The organism is Alcaligenes faecalis, from assembly GCF_041521385.1.
GTDB lineage: Bacteria > Pseudomonadota > Gammaproteobacteria > Burkholderiales > Burkholderiaceae_B > Alcaligenes > Alcaligenes faecalis_E.
In genome coordinates this window covers 754,715-771,595 of record NZ_CP168006.1, presented here as the reverse complement: position 1 = coordinate 771,595, position 16,881 = coordinate 754,715, and the positions used below count along the sequence as shown (strand labels likewise).

The following is a 16,881-nucleotide window of genomic DNA, read 5'->3' as shown; positions in this document are numbered from 1 at the left end:
TCAGCTCCGGCGCTGGCTGCGTTGGCTCATGGCAGCCAGACGCTGCATCAAGGACAAGTCCTGTTCGTTTTTCAACAAGGCACCGGCCATGGGGGGTAAGCCCTCATCCAGCTCGTGCAGGGCATCGGCAGGAATGTCGTTGGCCAGCAGCAGACGCAGCCAGTCCAGAAACTCCGAGGTGGAAGGTTTTTTCTTCAGGCCAGGGACATCGCGCAGGGCAAAGAAGGTATCCAGGGCGCTGGACAGAATGTCGCTGCGCAGATTGGGGTAGTGTACCGCCACAATCTGCTCCATGGTTTCGCGCTCGGGGAAGCGGATGTAGTGAAAGAAGCAGCGGCGCAAGAAGGCGTCGGGCAGGTCTTTCTCGTTATTGGACGTGATGATGATCAAGGGGCGGTGACGCGCCTTGACGGTTTGGCGAGTCTCATAGACATGAAACTCCATGCGGTCCAGTTCCTGCAGCAAGTCATTGGGGAACTCGATATCCGCCTTGTCGATTTCGTCGATCAGAACGACGGTAGGCTCTTCGGATTCAAAGGCTTGCCACAAGGTGCCCTGCACAATGTAGTTGCCGATATCGCGGACTTTTTCATCGCCCAGTTGGGAGTCACGCAGACGCGAGACAGCATCATACTCATACAGGCCCTGATGCGCCTTGGTGGTGGACTTGATGTGCCATTGCAGCAGGGGGCGTCCCAGGGCGCGGGCCACTTCCAGGGCCAGCAGTGTCTTGCCGGTTCCCGGCTCGCCTTTGATCAGCAAAGGGCGTTGCAGCGTCAAAGCGGCGTTGACGGCCAGCTTCAAATCATCGGTGGCAACGTACTGGTCGGTGCCTTCAAAACGGGTCGTAGTAGTCATAAATCGGCTCAAACTTGTACTTAAAATGTTGATCTGTCAAGAATAGAAACTCGGGTATAAATACTAGTATCAGTCATCCTTGGCAATTATCATACAATCGACTCAGTACTCGTCGGTCAGCATCACAGAGCCAGGTGTCGCGTTGATTCACCTTTTGCTGCAATAGACGCAGAGCCTGACCCGGACCGTTTTCAACTCCACGACAAAGCGAATAGCGATGATGAAGTTGCAAATGAAGCGGTATGTCTCTTTCTTTCTTCTGGCCTCCAGCTCCTGTCTGCCCTGGGCAGCCCAGGCGCAAGACTCCGAGCCGATCAAGGCCAATCCCGAGGCGGCGCGCGACAAGATCTCCATGTGTATAGGCTGTCATGGCTTGCCCGGTTACAAGGCCAGCTTTCCCGAGGTCTATCACGTTCCCATGATTGCCGGGCAGGGCGCCGCTTATATAGAGGCAGCCCTCAAGGAGTATGCCAGCGGCGCTCGAACCTTCCCCACCATGCAAGCCATTGCGCTGAGCTTGTCCGAACAGGACATGGCGGACATTGCCGCGTACTACGCGGGCAACAAACCTTGAGGACGGGGAGGCACGTATGAGAAAAACAATCTTGCTGGTGGCAATGGGACTGATGGTTGCAGTGGGCGCTCAGGCAAGGGCTGCCGACGATCTGGTCAAGGCAGGCGGGGAAGCCTGGAAGACTCTGAATTGCGCATCCTGTCATGGCGAGGATGCGAAAACGCCTTTGAATCCGGAGTATCCGATTCTGGCTGGCCAGCATGCGGATTATTTGCGTCAGGCCCTGATGGCGTATAAACGTGGGCAGGCTGGGGCGCCGGCAACGTCCAATATTCGCAAGAATGCGATTATGGGCGCGATGGCCAACACCATGAGCCAGGCGGATATTGACAGTATTTCCGTATGGCTGTCGCGTCAGCCCGGCCCTTTGAGCCATAGAAAGTAAAGCAGCCTGCGGCTTGTTTAGTCACGCGTGCTGTGGCGCAAAATCAATTCGATATAGCGTTCGTTGTTCAGTGGGGTCCCCAGACGTTGTGCCTCCCAGATCACCTCGCCCAGCGCCTCCATGATGATGTGCGCTGCGGCGTGCGGGTCATGTTTGCTCAACAGGCGCTGATAGGCGCCCTTGATGCCCGGGGGCTGATCAATGGACAACTGTTCATTGATGGCCAAGTGCATGGACAGGTGCAGAAAGGGATTGCTGCGGCCTTGCTCAACTGAATACTCCTGGTTGACGGCGTCGGTGTTGCGCAAATCGTCGTGGTACTCAGGGTGCTGTTGCACCAGATCCACCGCCATCGTTTCCAGAGCGGTCAGCAGATGACCACTTTGGTGCTTGTCCCAAGCTTCAATGAAAAATTGGCGAACCTGCTCGCGTGAGGGGTTGAACATGGTGGAATCGAGAAAAAAATAGTCAGAAAATGCGAATTTTTGGCGCGCATGTTACGGGAAACGGTGGGCGTGTGGGGCCGGTGCCAGCCGCAATCAGGGCCGTGTAGAATGGATAAGTTGTCAAGAATGCACGCATTTTTGGCAAGCTTTGAGTTTACAGGTGCCTGAATACGCGCGAATTAAGTTAAACTCTTATATAAGACTTCGGAAACGCAAAAGCGTTCCGTGTTTAGCTATCCCTAATATTGGAGCACAACTGGAGCATCCATGTCCTATCAGCATATCAAGATCCCCGCGTCGGGGCAGAAAATTACAGTTAACGCGGATTTTTCCCTGAATGTTCCCGATCAACCCATTATTCCTTACATCGAGGGTGATGGTACGGGCGTGGATATTTCGCCAGTCATGATCAAAGTGGTCGACGCTGCGGTTGCCAAAGCGTATGGCGGCAAGCGCAAGATCGAATGGATGGAAGTGTTCGCCGGTGAAAAATCCACCAAGGTGTACGGTTCCGACGTCTGGCTGCCAGAAGAAACGCTGGATGCCGTTAAAGACTACGTCGTGTCCATCAAAGGCCCTCTGACGACTCCCGTTGGCGGCGGCATCCGTTCCCTGAACGTGGCCCTGCGTCAGCAACTGGACCTGTACGTCTGCCTGCGCCCAGTGCGCTACTTCAAGGGTGTTCCTTCGCCTGTGCGTGAGCCAGAAAAGACCGAAATGGTCATTTTCCGCGAGAACTCCGAAGACATTTACGCCGGTATCGAATTTGCTGCTGAGTCCGAAAGCGCCAAGAAGCTGATCGACTTCCTGCAAAACACCCTGGGCGTGAACAAGATCCGCTTCCCCAATACCTCCGGTATCGGTGTCAAACCTGTTTCCCGCGAAGGTACCGAGCGTCTGGTGCGCAAGGCCATCCAGTACGCCATCGACAACGATCGTTCTTCCGTGACCATCGTTCACAAGGGCAACATCATGAAGTTCACCGAAGGTGGCTTCCGTGATTGGGCTTACGAACTGGCTCAAAAAGAATTCGGCGCTGAATTGATCGACGGCGGCCCATGGTGCAAATTCAAGAATCCCAAGACCGGTCGCGAGATCATCGTCAAGGATTCGATTGCTGACGCCTTCCTGCAACAGATTCTGCTGCGTCCTGCCGAGTACGACGTTATCGCCACACTGAACCTGAACGGCGACTACATCTCCGACGCTCTGGCTGCTCAAGTTGGTGGTATTGGTATCGCTCCCGGTGCCAACCTGTCCGACTCCGTGGCCATGTTTGAAGCTACCCACGGTACCGCTCCCAAGTACGCTGGCAAGGACTACGTGAACCCCGGTTCGCTGATCCTGTCCGCTGAAATGATGCTGCGTCACATGGGCTGGACCGAAGCGGCTGATCTGATCATCTCCAGCATGGAAAAATCCATCACCTCGCGTAAAGTGACGTATGACTTTGCTCGTCTGATGGAAGGCGCGACTCAAGTGTCCTGCTCCGGCTTTGGCGATGTCATGATCGAAAATATGTAATGAATACAGGCTGTTAAAGCCAGTTTTCTACATGAGAAACCGCCGACCTTCGGGTCGGCGGTTTTTTTTCGTCTCATGCTTTGGCGGGCTGGTCTGCTCTCATCTTTTTTTATGCTCAAATTATGTTTGATCGTTAGTTTTATGCAATTAATAATAAAATTGGGTCATGGATTTTTATAGGTGAAAACCCGAATAATTCCAATAAAACAAGCGGTTTCTATGATTTCCATGCTTATTTGTATTGCGATTAATTTACGATAGCTATAAATTTGACATATTAAATAATGCTAAGGAGCAGTTATGACTATCACAGGAGCTACATGGGTCGCCGAGCGTGAGCGGATCGCCGTTGCCCAGGCCCCATCCCAGCAGGAGACAGAGGAGATTCTGGCGCGTATCCATGAAATCGGCCCGCTGCTACGCGAACTGGCCCCACAGGCTGACCGGAATCGCATGTTGTCGGATGAGGCGGTTCAGGCTTTGGAGTCCACCGGGGCTTGGCGCATTTCCGCTTTGAAACGCTACGGTGGTTACGAGGGTGGGGCGGAAATGCTCTTGCAATGCGCCAGTGCTGTGGGCTATTACGATCCGGCAGCAGCCTGGTGTGTGGTGATCTCCAATGGTTCGGTCATGTTGGCCAACCGCTTTAGCGATACCATGCTGGACGAGGTGTTTGTGGATGGCCCTATCCGTGCCGCGTCCATTTTTGCCCAGCCGCAAGGTACGGCAACGCCGGATGGTGATGGCTGGCGCATTACGGGCAAGTGGCCTTTTGCCTCGAACAGCAATCACTCGGACTGGGCGCTGGGGATTCTGTTCATCAAGGAAAGCGAGCTGGTCGAGCCTACCGTGGGCTTTGTGCTGATGCGTCGTGATGAGTTTGAAATTCAGGATACTTGGTACACCATCGGCATGCGCGGTTCGGGCTCCAACACCATGGTGGCTGAAGACCTGTGGGTGCCCAAAGAGCGCCTGATTACGTTTCAGCAATTGATGGGCGACGTACAAGAGCAAGATCCCTTGGCTACGTTTGGTCGTCGTTTGACGCCGCACCTGACCATGTCCACCTGCATTCAAGCGCCATCGTTGGGGGCTGCGCAAGCCGCCGTGGATTTCACGACTGGTGTCAGTGGCAAGCGTGGCATTACCTATACCCATTACAAGAAGCAGTCGGACTCGGGGGCGTTTGTGCAGAACCTGGGAACCGCCAGTATTCAGATTGATGGTGCCCGCTTATTGCTGGAACGCGCGGCGGCGCAGATCGATGCTGCGGCTTCTGGCACCGTGCCCATGCCTTTGGAACTGCGCGCCCGCCATCGTGCCGGGATCGGCCATGCGGGACATGAGTTGGTGGATGCGGTGAACAATCTGTGCTGGTTGCATGGCACGGCCTCCTTTGCGGAAAACAGTTTGCTGGGCCGCATGTGGCGGGATATTAATACAGGTACTCGCCATGCCTCGATTACTGCGCCGATGGGATACGAGCTGCACGGCAACGGCATGACCGGTACGCCTTATATTTCCAACAAGCTCTAAGCCATGGCGGCGACCTTGCTGATCAATGCCCCCTCGCGCCATTGTCGTGCCGATGGCGTAGAGGTACAGGCCTGGTATGGCCTGCGTTACGCCCAAGGCACGCGCCGTTTTGAAGCGGCGTGGGCGGCGACGGGTCGGGTTGCAGCGACATCGCTGGATCAGGTGCCTGTATTTCCGCAGCGCCCCAGCCGCCTTGCTGCGGTCATGGGCGCAGGCAGTGCCAATCCGCAATCTGAAGACGCTTATTTTCTGAATGTGTGGGCACCCGCCCAAGCGCAAGGCCTGCCCGTGCTGTTCTTTATCCACGGCGGTGCCTGGATGAGTGGCGGCGCTTCTTTGGATTGGTATGACGGCACCCGCCTGGCAGCGCAAGGCATGGTGGTGGTCAATGTGAACTACCGCCTTGGCGCCTTGGGGCACTTGGGTGATGCACAAGCGGACGACTTGCCTTTGCCGGCAGCCGATTTGCTCTTGGCGCTGCAGTGGGTGAAGGATCGCATCCATACCTTTGGTGGCGACCCGGACAAGATTACCTTGATGGGGCAATCGGCAGGTGGCTGGTACGCGCATTTGCTCAGCGTACTGGAGTCCACCCGAGGCTGGATTGATCGCGTGGCTTTGCTCAGCATGGGAACGCGCACGCCGTGGTCGCCCGAGCAGCAAAGAAAAACTACGGAACGTGTGCGACAAAGCCTGGGTGATCAGTGGCTGACGGCGGACGTGAATACCTTGATGCAACACGGCATGATGGCCTTGGGCAAAGAGCCGCCGCGTTTGGCGCATGCTCCTTCAGCATTCTTGCCGGTGGCCAGTGCGGGGACGCCGCCGGATTTATTGAATCCTGACTGGGCGGCGCAAGCCTGCCACGCGCAGGCGGTGTATCTGCGCTGTACAGCCCAAGAGTCCTCGGTGTTCTTTTTTGACGTACCTTTTCATCGGCAGGCGACGCAAGAGCAGGTCGATCAGGCTTTGAGTGTATGGCCTGTAGAGGATTTACCAGACAGCCTGCTGCGAAATGGGGCGTATCAGGGAGCGGAATCGGGCCTGACGCCGTATCAGCAAGTGGTGGCAGCCTCGTCCTGGTTGCAATTTCAGCGTTTTCCCACGCAGTATGCGGCCAGTTTGACGGCAGCGGGGCACTCTGTGGTTTGGAGTGACTTCACGGAACAAAGCCCGCTTGAAGCGGTATTCAGCGGGCATTGTTTTGATTTGCCGTTTCAGTTTGGCAACCTCCAAGCCTGGCAGGATGCACCCATGATGCAGGGGGTGACACAGGAGCGGTTTGAACGTGTCGCCCAGGATTTGATGGGCGACATCGCTCGCTTTGTGGGGGCGTAACCAAAGGAGAGGGCTTACTCCGTGCCGCGGGCCTTCCAGTTTGGAATGGCCTGCTGCACGTGTTGCGAGCTCAAGGGACTAAGCAGTCGATGCAAGTCACCAAACAGTTTGCGGGCCGTATTGCCGACCCAGTTGTCCGGCAATAGCTCGGGTGCCAGGCCAGGATCCAGAAAGGGCAGTCGGCGCCAGCGGGTCACCATGGGCATATAGAGTCGGAAGGCTTCCAAAGGGTCGCCCGTGCCCTGACGCAAAGCGGTTTGCCAGACTTCAACGTCGTGCTGATACGAGTTCAAAAAGGACTGGTACTCGTTGGCCAGCTTGTCCCAATTCCACCAGCGGGAAATCTTTTCCTGAATATCGCTCAGGCCACTGGGTTCACAGGTGAACAGCTCAATATAGGGCCAGAGCTGGTGCTCGCGTATGTACTCGACAGCTTCCGCCTGCAAGCGCGCCGGGCCTATATACAGGCCCGCATTCACCGTGCCAAAACCCATGCGGGCCAAGCCCGTACGAATCTTGTGGCGATGTTGGCGTTCGCTTTCCGGGACGGAGAAGGACACCAGCAGCCAGGGGTCCCGAATATTCATGGAGGGCGAGGAGAAAATCCGCTCGTCACCGGCTTGCATATGCGGTTCCAGTTCGGCAGCCAAGGCATAGCCTTTGCCCGAGGCGGCTTGCTGGCTGACCAGTACGCCTTTTTTCTTCAGTCTGGAAATGGCGGAGCGCACGCTGGATGGTTCAGCGCCCAGGTCGGCCAGTAGTTGAACCACGCTGGCCACCGGAATGATGACGCCGGTGGGGCGGGCGAACAGACCGTAGAGCGTCAGAATGTAGTGGTGCGGGGCAAGTTGCTCGTGCTCGCCGTGGTCTCGGCTGGCGATGAACTCATCAATCGCGACGCTTGCTTTCATTCTGTTTTCCGGTGGTGGGGCGGATGGCTACCCATTTTTGATAGTAGGTTTGTAGCGGGCCATTTTACCGTGCGTGCCCCGGCGGCGCTAGCGTAGCCGCAGGGGGGGCTTGTTACGTCTTGTGTGCCTGGGTGGCGGCTGGGATTTTTCAGGGCAGGCTTTCCTCCAGCACGCTGTCCAGCACCACGATGTCCTGAATGTACGGGGCGATGGCATCCAGCATGGCCTGGTGAGCGTCACTCTCTCTGTAGGCGTCCAGTGCTTCTTGAGTGCGAAATACAGACAGCAGGGCATGGCTGTAGCGCGCCGAGCTGCGTGACAGGTTCGGCACCCATTCAAAGCGTTCTATGCCTGAGCATTCCTGATGTATGCGGATAAAGGCGTGATCCAGCTTGGGTGCCAGTTCCGGGCTGACAGGGGTGTGAGGTGCCATCAAAACGATATGTAGATACATGCTTTCCTTTGTGCTTTAGAAGGGATGTTGTTCTGTTTTTTTATTGCAAATAAGTAATGACAAAAGATAATACGCAATAAAATTCAGATGAATTGTATAAGCCTATAGCTTTTAAAACGACGATTTTTCATAGGGTTAATACCTAAATTCAATAAAAATAATCATTGATTGTCTATTTTGTTATTGCAAATAAATGACGATCGAAACAAAATTGAGTTCAGGCGAGCAAGCTGTCGCAGCGTTCGCCTCATTTTGGGTTTTAGGTCTTTAACGCCTGAGCAGAGTCATCGTCATGAAAGAAAACATAAGTGGGTTGGGAGCCAGGGTGGTACGCGAAGCCTTCGGACACTTTCCATCCGGGGTAGCGGCCATTGCCGCCGTACTCGATGGCAAGCCGCAGGTCATTGTTGCGTCCAGCTTCTCCGTAGGGGTATCGCTGGATCCGCCGTTGGCCGCCTTTTTTGTGCAGAAAAGTTCCTCGACCTGGGCGCTGCTGTCTCGCGCCTCGCGTCTGGGGGTGTCAATTTTGAGTGCTGAACATGCGGCTATTTGTCGCCAGTTGGCTGGGCCGGACAAGGACAGCCGTTTCAGCGATATCGAGGTCGAGCAGACCGAGGAGGGGGCCGTCCATATCCAAGGGGCATCAGTCTGGTTTGATTGCAGTGTTTTTCAAGTGCATCCCGCCGGAGACCACGATGCCGTGCAATTGCTTATCCACGATGTACAGGTCGAGCGTGAAATCTCGCCACTGATCTTTCATCGTTCTCGTTTCACGCAGTTGGTGGCCTAGGCCGCCGGATCAAAAACAAACAACAAGAAGCATAACTATCACAGTGAAGGGGACATCTCTTGGACGTACATACATCATCTTTGCGCGCGCAGCCCATGACTGCCGCGCAACGTCGACGCGTTATTTTTGGGGTTGGGGCGGGTAACGCTCTGGAGTGGTACGACTGGACGGCGTATTCGATTTTCGCCGCCTATTTTGCCAAGCAGTTTTTTCATAGCGAGGACCCGCTGGCAGCCTTGCTGGGCACGCTGGCGGTATTTGCGGTGGGCTTTTTCATGCGCCCACTGGGAGGCATCTTTTTTGGTTGGCTGGCCGACCGCAAGGGGCGGCGCTTCACCATGACCCTGTCCATGCTGGTAACCGCTCTGGGCAGTTTGGTGATTGGTATTGCGCCTACGTATGACATGGTGGGGCCGATTGCCGCCTTGTTCTTGTTGATGGGCCGATTGCTGCAAGGTATTGGCCATGGTGGGGAGGTGGTGTCTTCCTTTACCTATGTCACCGAAATGGCGCCTGCCCACAAACGCGGGCTGTGGTCTTCCTCCGTCTTTGTGTTTGTCACGATCGGGGTCCTGGCGGCTGTGTTGCTCAGTGCCTGCCTGACCAGCCTGCTGGGTGAAGAAGTCGTTCGGGCCTGGGCATGGCGTGTGCCTTTTGTATTGGGTGGTGCCTTGGGGGTATATGCGCTGTATCTGCGCAGAAAGCTGGATGAAACCCCCATGTTCAAAGCCCGTCAAGCCGCAGCGCAAGCGTCAGGCAAAACGGCACGCCCGGGCGCACGCGTGTTCTGGTCCGAGGTCTGGAAGTACCGTAGCGCCTGCTTGCGCGTCTTTGCCTTGTCGGCGGGCGGCACCGTGCTGTATTACGTCTGGGCCATCATGGCGCCCACCTTTGCCATCACCTCCCTGGGCATGCCTGCCGCCAAGGTGATGTGGGTAGGCGTCGGGGCCAATCTGTTTCTGATTCTGTGCCTGATTTTCTGGGGGGCATTTTCGGATCGATTTGGTCGCAAGGCGAACTGGTACTTCTTTTCCATCGGTTCCATCATCAGCATCATCCCGCTGACCTTGGTGCTGACTGGCGGTCAGGGCGAGATCTGGCGTCTGGTGGTGTTCATGGCAGGTGGCATGCTCTTGATCTCGGCTCCCACGGCCATCATGCCCGCCTTTTTTCCCGAGCAGTTTCCAACCCGTATCCGTGCGGTCGCCATGGGCTTGCCGTATTCGGTCGCCGGAGCTCTGACGGGCGGCACCGCTCCCTATTTGCAAGCCTGGCTGCATTCGATCAATCAACAACAGGTGTTTGACTGGTATCTGATCGGCCTGTGCGTTTTGGCTTTGTGGGCCACCATTGCCTCGCCTGAAACCAAGGGCAAGGATCTGCATGACTGATGTGCATAGGCGCCGCCTGGCTGAAAAAGCTGTGCAGCGCCTTTTTCGAATTTTCAAGGAGTAGTGAGATGTTGCGTGAGCATATTGAAGGCAAGTGGATTGCTGATTTTGTCGAAGTGTTTGGACTGTGCAAGGTGCAGCCCGGCGAGATGGCCGTTGTGCTGTCCGAGACGCAATCGCGTTCCGTGCTGGCCGAGCTGGCCGAGTTGGCCCTGACGCAAATGGGAGCACGAGTTTGCCATGTGAAACTGGTCTCGCCACGTCTGAAAAGCAATATTGCCTTGCGCTCGACCGGGACTTCTTTGGCCCTGGAAGGTATGGACCCGATTGTTCAGGCTTTGGCGGGCAGCCAGTTCATTGTGGACTGCACCGTGGAAGGGCTGCTGCATTCGCCCGAGCGTGCTGCATTGCTGGCCAAAGGTGCCCGCATCATGATGATTAGCGACGAGCATCCCGAGATTCTGGAGCGGGTCAAACCGAGCCCTTATTTACAAAGCAAGTGCGATATTGGCGGCAAGCTGATTAGCGATGCCAACGTCATGCACATTCGCTCCGAGGCTGGTACAGATTTGACGGTCAGTCTGGCGGGGGTGATCGGACGCGGCAGTGCCGGGATTGCCGACAAGCCAGGCAGTTTTGGGTACTGGCCTGCCGGTCTGTGCATTTGCTACCCCAGCAACGGCAGTGTGAATGGCACGCTGGTGCTCGATAGCGGGGATGTGAACCTGACCTTCAAGCGTTATCTGGAGTCGGCGGTGACTCTGCGTATTGAAAACGATTATGTCGTGGCCATTGAGGGCAAGGGCGTGGATGCCGATTTGATCCGTTCCTATTACGCCAGTTGGAATGATAAAGATGCCTATGCGGTTAGCCATGTGGGCTGGGGCATGGCTCCGGCGGCTCGCTGGGACTCTATGGCCATGTACGACAAACGCGATACCAACGGAACCGAGTTGCGCGCCTTTGCAGGAAACTTCCTTTTCTCTACCGGCGCAAATCCCGCGGCAGGTCGCTTCTCCGATTGTCACTTTGACTATCCGATGCGCAATTGCACCGTCAGTTTGGATGGTCGTGAAGTCGTCAGCAAGGGTGTGTTGCAAGGCGATTTGGCCTAAAAGCGTTTGCAAGCGCGGTACTGGCAGGGGAATGGGCCTACAGAGCCTAGCCTGTTGGGGCCATCCGTTGATATTCCGTGCTACAAAACCAAGCTTAAAGATTGATGCTTATATAGTTCGATAATCATCAGGTTGCTCAGGCTGATCGCTGCTGCTATTTTGCTTTGTGTGAAGGCAATGCGGCCAAATCTTGCTTGGTTTTCAGAGGTACGGATTATGCGCGAAGGATTGGAAAAACTACTGGCAGCAGGCAAGGATAATGCCTTGTTGCGCTTTGGCTTGGGCAATGCGTGCATGGGCGAGGGTGATCTGAAAGCAGCTTGCGAGCATTTTTCCAAAGCGGTGGAAATGAATCCACGTTACACCGCAGCCTGGAAGCTGTTGGGCCGGGTGCTGGTGAACCTGGAACAATTCAAACAGGCCAAGGAAATGCTGGAGCAGGGTTTGGTCATTGCCCAGGAGCAGGGTGACAAGCAGGCTGAAAAGGAAATGCAGGTGTTTTTGAAGCGGGCCGTAAAGGCTTTGGAGCAGGCGGAAGAATAAAGATTGCGAATGGGCGACTGATGTTTTCTTAGTGGGCGGGTATCAGTGCATTCCCTAAGTGTGACAGCTTTATAAATGGGGCACAATACGTTTCATGCAGGTGAGGAGACATAGCCCCGCAAAGCTGGGCAATAAAGACCGACATAAAACGGTCACTATTATAAAAGCAATAGGCAGTACAACATAACAACAACAAAAAAAAGGCCAGCGAAAGCTGGCCTTTTTTACGTCTGTACCCAATGAAAAAAAATTCAAACGTTGGGTTCGGACATGGCTTGCAGCACCAGTTTGACGGCACCTTGCCCGCCTTCATTGGGTGCGCATTCCATATAGGCCAGCACGCTGGGCAACTGGGTCAACCAGCGACGCACGGCATGACGCAAAACGGGTTCGCCATTGCGCGAGCCGTAGCCCGTGCCATGGACAATGCGGACACAGCGCACACCGTGCTCCAGACAGGAGCGCAGAAAGTTGTCCAGCCGCTCGCGGGCCTGTTCCAGATCCGAGCCATGCAAATCCAGGCTGGACTCAATGGGCCAACGGTTGCGTTCCAGATCGCGCAAGACATCGGTGCCACAGCCAGCACGCAAATGTCGTATATCGCTGCTTTCACCTTGCGCGCTGACATAGTGGTCAGAGGCCTGGGGCAGGGCAGGCGTACTGACGGGCGCACCTACCGCGTGACGACGACGTTGTTCCAACTGTTCCGGGCTGGCGGCAGGGCGGCTCATGACCATGCGTTGACCGCGTTTTTTCAGGGGGGCGACGTCACGCATGGACTGGCGTAGCCAGGCCCTGTCGCTGGGGTCCAATAAGGAAACGGGGTCTTGGGCCGCTGTAGCGTTACTGGCAGGAGCCAGTTTGGCTGGCTTGCCACCGGGATCCGGTGGACGGGGACGCTTGCGAGCTTGGGGACGGGCGGGGGCCGGGGGCGGATTGAGATCCTGGCGGACCTGAGCTTGCAACTTCTTCAGGTCTGCCAGGCTACGGCCTACGGCTTTGGGCTTACTTGTTTTCATCCAACCAGCGCTGTGCGTCCAGGGCGGCCATGCAACCGCTGGCTGCACTGGTAATGGCCTGACGATAGATATTGTCTTGCACATCGCCCGCGGCAAACACGCCAGGAACGGAAGTCATGGTGGCCATGCCTTTCAGACCGCTACGGGTGGTGATGTAGCCGTCGTGCATCTCCAGCTTGCCTTCAAAGATCCCGGTGTTGGGCTTGTGGCCGATGGCGATAAAGGCGCCGGTCACAGCCAGGTCTTCCGTGGCCTGGGTCTGGTTATTGACGATACGCACCCCGGTTACGCCAGAAGCGTCACCCAGAACTTCCTGCAGTTCGCTGTGCAGTTTCAGGCGGATATTGCCGTTCTGGACGCGATCCATCAGCTTGTCGGTCAGGATGGGCTCGGACCGGAAGGTATCGCGACGGTGAATCAAGGTCACGGTCTTGCAAATATTGGACAGGTACAGGGCTTCTTCCACGGCGGTATTGCCACCACCGACCACGACCACGTCCTGGTTTTTGTAGAAGAAACCGTCACATGTTGCGCAACCGGACACGCCACGGCCCATGAATTCCTGCTCTGTTGGCAGGCCCAGGTACTGTGCTGATGCGCCTGTCGCAATAATCAGCGAATCGCAGGTGTAGACTGTGCCACTATCACCATTCAAGGTCAGTGGGCGGGTGGACAGATCAACCGAGGACACCATGTCAAAGATTAATTCTGTTTCGAATCGTTCCGCATGAGCCTGGAATCGTGCCATAAGATCAGGTCCCTGGACGCCTTGGGCATCGGCTGGCCAGTTATCTACATCCGTGGTGGTCATCAGTTGGCCACCTTGCTCCATGCCAGTGACCAAGACGGGGTTGAGGTTGGCGCGGGCTGCGTAGATCGCTGCGGTATAGCCGGCCGGGCCTGAGCCCAGAATGAGTACTTTTGCGTGCTTAGTAGTCGACATCACAGAAAATCCGAAAAAGACGATCTCCAATTATAATGAGTCCATGGCAAGAATACCTGCAACATCCCCTCGTTCGTCCCGGTCATCCAAAAATGTGCGTAATGGGCCTTCAGCCCTGCAACAGCGCCTGACAGGACTGCTGCGCGAAGCCCGGTGGATTATCTTCGCTGCGCTGGCAGCCTGGCTGGGCCTGGTACTGGCGACCTGGGATCCGGGCGATCCCGGCTGGTCGCACTCCGTACATTCGGGTCTGACCCAAAACGGCGGGGGCATTTTTGGTGCCCACATCGCTGACTTCCTCTTGTTTCTATTTGGTCTGACGGCCTGGCTCTGGGTGGTGCTGCTGGTGCAGCGTGTGGCCGTAGGTTTTTACCGCCTGACCGCTTTGCTCTTGCCCAGCACCAAAAACGAGGACGTCCTGCCGCGAGTACGTTGGGAAATTGGCATCGGCTTTTTCTTTTTGTTTCTGGGCAGTATGGGCCTGGAGTCGCTGTTTTTTAAAGACCTGGGCCAGCAATGGCAGCTTCCGGCGGGGGCTGGTGGGCAGTTAGGCCAGTTGTTTTCGCAACTATTGGTAACTTCGATAGGCTTTGGCGGTGCCACGTTGGTGTTGATGGGCCTGCTCGCTGGTGGGGCCAGCTTGTTCTTCGGTTTCTCCTGGCTGACACTGGCTGAACGTCTGGGTGGATTGATCGAAGGGGCGATCCGCCGTGTGATGGCCTTGTGGTCGGCTCGTCAGGATCGTCGTGTAGGTGAAGTCAAGCGTGCCGAGCGTACGGAAAGCGTGGTCGCCAAGCAGGAGCAACTGGTCCACGAGCAGCCTGTTCGTATCGAACCCGCTTTTGTGGCCGTGCCCAAATCCGAGCGCGTCGAGAAAGAAAAGCAGCAGACTTTGTTCAAGGTGCCTCGTCAGGCTGGCGAAGCGGGCGATTTGCCTCCGCTGTCCCTGCTGGACCCGGCTTCGGACCATGTAGAAACCGTGTCGCCGGAAACCATCGAGTTCACCTCGCGCCTGATTGAAAAGAAATTGTCGGACTTTGGTGTTTCGGTCACGGTGGTGACCGCCCAGGCCGGCCCGGTCATTACGCGTTATGAGATTGAGCCTGCCACGGGCGTGAAGGGCAGCCAGATCGTGAATCTGGCCAAAGACCTGGCCCGCGCCTTGAGTCTGGTCAGCATCCGGGTGGTGGAAACCATTCCCGGAAAAAACCTGATGGGCCTGGAACTGCCTAACCCTCGTCGTCAAATGGTGCGTCTGGAGGAAATCGTCGGTTCGCAAACCTATCACAGCAGTGCTTCTTTGCTGACGATGGCCTTGGGCAAAGATATTGCCGGCAAGCCCGTGGTGGCGGATTTGGCCAAAATGCCCCACTTGTTGGTAGCCGGTACAACTGGCTCCGGGAAGTCCGTGGGGATTAACGCCATGATTCTGTCGCTGCTGTACAAGGCAGACCCGGCAGATGTGCGCCTGATCCTGATCGACCCCAAGATGCTGGAAATGAGTGTCTATGAGGGCATTCCTCATTTGCTGGCACCGGTAGTCACGGATATGCGTCTGGCCTCCAACGCCCTGAATTGGTGTGTGGCCGAAATGGAAAAACGCTACCGCTTGATGAGCAAGCTGGGTGTGCGCAATCTGGCCGGTTACAACGCCAAGATACGTGAAGCGCAAAAGCGTGAAGAGCCTATCCCCAATCCTTTTTCTTTGACGCCGGATGCGCCCGAGCCGCTGTCGGTACTGCCCATGATTGTGGTCATTATTGACGAGTTGGCAGACCTGATGATGGTGCAGGGCAAGAAGATCGAAGAGTTGATCGCTCGTTTGGCCCAGAAAGCCCGTGCGGCTGGCATTCACCTGATTCTGGCTACACAGCGTCCTAGCGTGGATGTGATTACGGGTCTGATCAAAGCAAACATTCCTACCCGTATCGCTTTTCAGGTGTCCTCCAAGATTGACTCGCGTACCATTCTGGATCAGATGGGAGCAGAAACCTTGCTGGGGCAGGGTGATATGTTGTATCTGCCTCCCGGTACAGGCTTGCCCAAACGGGTGCATGGTGCTTTTGTCAGCGACGATGAAGTTCACCGTGTTGTCGAGCACTTGAAAGAACACGGCGAGCCGGACTATATCGAAGGCCTTTTGGAAGGCGCTGTCGAAGGTGAGTCAGGTGACGGCGTCAACTCGGCGACCGGCATGGCAGATGCGGAAGCGGACCCGCTGTATGACCAGGCCGTTCAAGTCATTATCAAAAATCGCCGCGCCTCGATTTCCTCGGTGCAGCGTCATTTGCGTATCGGTTACAACCGGGCAGCCCGGCTGCTGGAACAAATGGAGCAGGCCGGCCTGGTATCGGCCATGCAGCCCAACGGTAACCGCGAAATTCTGGTCCCCGCAGGAGGTGCCAAAGATGAAGATTAAGACACTGTTGGCCAGCATGCTGCTGGCCGCTACACCTGCCTTGACCATGGCTGCTTCGGCCAGCGAGCAATTACGCGCTTTTGTACAAGATGTGCATGCTGCAAAGGGCGATTTTTCCCAGCGTACGGTCGATAGTAGCGGCCAGTCCAAAGGTGCGCCGCAATCCGGGCAATTCGTGTTTCAGCGTCCCGGTCAGTTCAAATGGCATGTACAACGCCCTTATGAGCAGTTGATCGTGTCTGACGGCAAGTTACTCTATCAATACGATCCGGATCTGGCTCAAGTTACTGAGCGCGGTGTGGACCAATCCATCGGCGCTTCGCCTGCTGCGATCTTGTTTGGTACTGGCAATCTGGAAGAGTCCTTCCGTCTGGTTGAGCAAGATGCACGCGATGGGCTGGAATGGATCCGAGCCACACCATTGCAAAGCGATGCGGGCTTTTCCTACGTGGATATCGGCTTCAAGGATCGTGAGCCGCGTCGTCTGGAATTGCAGGACTCGTTCGGGCAAACCACGTATATCGACTTCACTGGCTTGGAACCGAACCCTCGGATTACCTTGGGTACCTTCACGTTCAAGGCTCCAGCCGGAGTGGATGTCGTCTCCATGCCTTGATGCACATTCTGTTTTTGTG

17 protein-coding genes are annotated in these 16,881 nt (G+C 56.0%); 11 read left to right on the top strand and 6 right to left on the bottom strand.

Features of this window, described 5'->3' with window-relative positions:
- On the bottom strand, window positions 1-858 hold the full coding sequence (locus ACDI13_RS03700; protein ID WP_009456767.1) for a MoxR family ATPase: 858 nt from the start codon (window positions 856-858) through the stop codon (window positions 1-3).
- 217 nt (window positions 859-1,075) lie between these two features.
- Here ACDI13_RS03700 and ACDI13_RS03695 point away from each other — a divergent pair, with 217 nt between their 5' ends.
- A complete protein-coding gene (locus ACDI13_RS03695) occupies window positions 1,076-1,432 on the top strand; it encodes a c-type cytochrome (RefSeq protein WP_009456766.1) in 357 nt (118 codons plus the stop codon).
- 16 nt (window positions 1,433-1,448) lie between these two features.
- On the top strand, window positions 1,449-1,817 hold the full coding sequence (locus ACDI13_RS03690; RefSeq protein ID WP_316990917.1) for a c-type cytochrome: 369 nt from the start codon (window positions 1,449-1,451) through the stop codon (window positions 1,815-1,817).
- 17 nt (window positions 1,818-1,834) lie between these two features.
- Here ACDI13_RS03690 and ACDI13_RS03685 read toward each other — a convergent pair whose 3' ends face one another.
- Window positions 1,835-2,263 carry a DUF1841 family protein gene (locus ACDI13_RS03685; RefSeq protein ID WP_316990916.1) on the bottom strand — a complete coding sequence of 143 codons (429 nt, stop codon included), beginning with the start codon at window positions 2,261-2,263 and terminating at the stop codon, window positions 1,835-1,837.
- 267 nt (window positions 2,264-2,530) lie between these two features.
- Between ACDI13_RS03685 and icd the strand changes: the two genes are divergently transcribed.
- The 3 genes from icd to ACDI13_RS03670 all read left to right on the top strand — a co-directional run bounded on the left by icd (window position 2,531) and on the right by ACDI13_RS03670 (window position 6,661).
- A complete protein-coding gene (icd, locus tag ACDI13_RS03680) occupies window positions 2,531-3,787 on the top strand; it encodes an NADP-dependent isocitrate dehydrogenase (protein ID WP_026483219.1) in 1,257 nt (418 codons plus the stop codon).
- A 300-nt stretch (window positions 3,788-4,087) separates the two neighbouring features.
- Window positions 4,088-5,323, top strand: coding sequence for an acyl-CoA dehydrogenase (locus ACDI13_RS03675; RefSeq protein ID WP_316990915.1), 1,236 nt, complete (start codon window positions 4,088-4,090; stop codon window positions 5,321-5,323).
- Window positions 5,324-5,326: 3 nt separating this feature from the next.
- Window positions 5,327-6,661 (top strand): carboxylesterase family protein, encoded by a 1,335-nt coding sequence (locus tag ACDI13_RS03670; RefSeq protein ID WP_316990914.1) that lies wholly within the window; start codon window positions 5,327-5,329, stop codon window positions 6,659-6,661.
- Between the two features lie 14 nt (window positions 6,662-6,675).
- Here the strand turns inward: ACDI13_RS03670 and ACDI13_RS03665 are convergent, their stop codons facing one another.
- A complete protein-coding gene (locus ACDI13_RS03665; protein ID WP_316990913.1) occupies window positions 6,676-7,572 on the bottom strand; it encodes a PaaX family transcriptional regulator C-terminal domain-containing protein in 897 nt (298 codons plus the stop codon).
- Between the two features lie 148 nt (window positions 7,573-7,720).
- Window positions 7,721-8,026 (bottom strand): Dabb family protein, encoded by a 306-nt coding sequence (locus tag ACDI13_RS03660; RefSeq protein ID WP_316990912.1) that lies wholly within the window; start codon window positions 8,024-8,026, stop codon window positions 7,721-7,723.
- Window positions 8,027-8,318: 292 nt separating this feature from the next.
- Here ACDI13_RS03660 and ACDI13_RS03655 point away from each other — a divergent pair, with 292 nt between their 5' ends.
- The 4 genes from ACDI13_RS03655 to ACDI13_RS03640 all read left to right on the top strand — a co-directional run bounded on the left by ACDI13_RS03655 (window position 8,319) and on the right by ACDI13_RS03640 (window position 11,865).
- On the top strand, window positions 8,319-8,816 hold the full coding sequence (locus ACDI13_RS03655) for a flavin reductase family protein (RefSeq protein ID WP_316990911.1): 498 nt from the start codon (window positions 8,319-8,321) through the stop codon (window positions 8,814-8,816).
- 95 nt (window positions 8,817-8,911) lie between these two features.
- Window positions 8,912-10,207, top strand: a complete 1,296-nt coding sequence (locus ACDI13_RS03650) for an MFS transporter (RefSeq protein ID WP_372372717.1) — start codon at window positions 8,912-8,914, stop codon at window positions 10,205-10,207.
- 68 nt (window positions 10,208-10,275) lie between these two features.
- Window positions 10,276-11,322 carry a peptidase M29 gene (locus ACDI13_RS03645; protein WP_316990909.1) on the top strand — a complete coding sequence of 349 codons (1,047 nt, stop codon included), beginning with the start codon at window positions 10,276-10,278 and terminating at the stop codon, window positions 11,320-11,322.
- A 216-nt stretch (window positions 11,323-11,538) separates the two neighbouring features.
- Window positions 11,539-11,865, top strand: coding sequence for a tetratricopeptide repeat protein (locus ACDI13_RS03640; protein ID WP_316990908.1), 327 nt, complete (start codon window positions 11,539-11,541; stop codon window positions 11,863-11,865).
- Between the two features lie 251 nt (window positions 11,866-12,116).
- Here ACDI13_RS03640 and ACDI13_RS03635 read toward each other — a convergent pair whose 3' ends face one another.
- Both ACDI13_RS03635 and trxB read right to left on the bottom strand, forming a co-directional pair.
- Window positions 12,117-12,884: a Smr/MutS family protein gene (locus ACDI13_RS03635; RefSeq protein WP_316990907.1), complete on the bottom strand. Its 768-nt coding sequence runs from the start codon at window positions 12,882-12,884 to the stop codon at window positions 12,117-12,119.
- Complete coding sequence (gene trxB, locus ACDI13_RS03630) at window positions 12,871-13,827, bottom strand: thioredoxin-disulfide reductase (protein ID WP_316990906.1); 957 nt, start codon at window positions 13,825-13,827, stop codon at window positions 12,871-12,873. Before trxB ends, ACDI13_RS03635 begins: the two co-directional genes overlap by 14 nt.
- 43 nt (window positions 13,828-13,870) lie before the next feature.
- Here trxB and ACDI13_RS03625 point away from each other — a divergent pair, with 43 nt between their 5' ends.
- Window positions 13,871-16,246, top strand: coding sequence for a DNA translocase FtsK 4TM domain-containing protein (locus ACDI13_RS03625; protein WP_316989746.1), 2,376 nt, complete (start codon window positions 13,871-13,873; stop codon window positions 16,244-16,246).
- Window positions 16,236-16,862: an outer membrane lipoprotein chaperone LolA gene (gene lolA / locus ACDI13_RS03620; RefSeq protein ID WP_316989747.1), complete on the top strand. Its 627-nt coding sequence runs from the start codon at window positions 16,236-16,238 to the stop codon at window positions 16,860-16,862. Before ACDI13_RS03625 ends, lolA begins: the two co-directional genes overlap by 11 nt.
- Window positions 16,863-16,881: the final 19 nt, after the last annotated feature.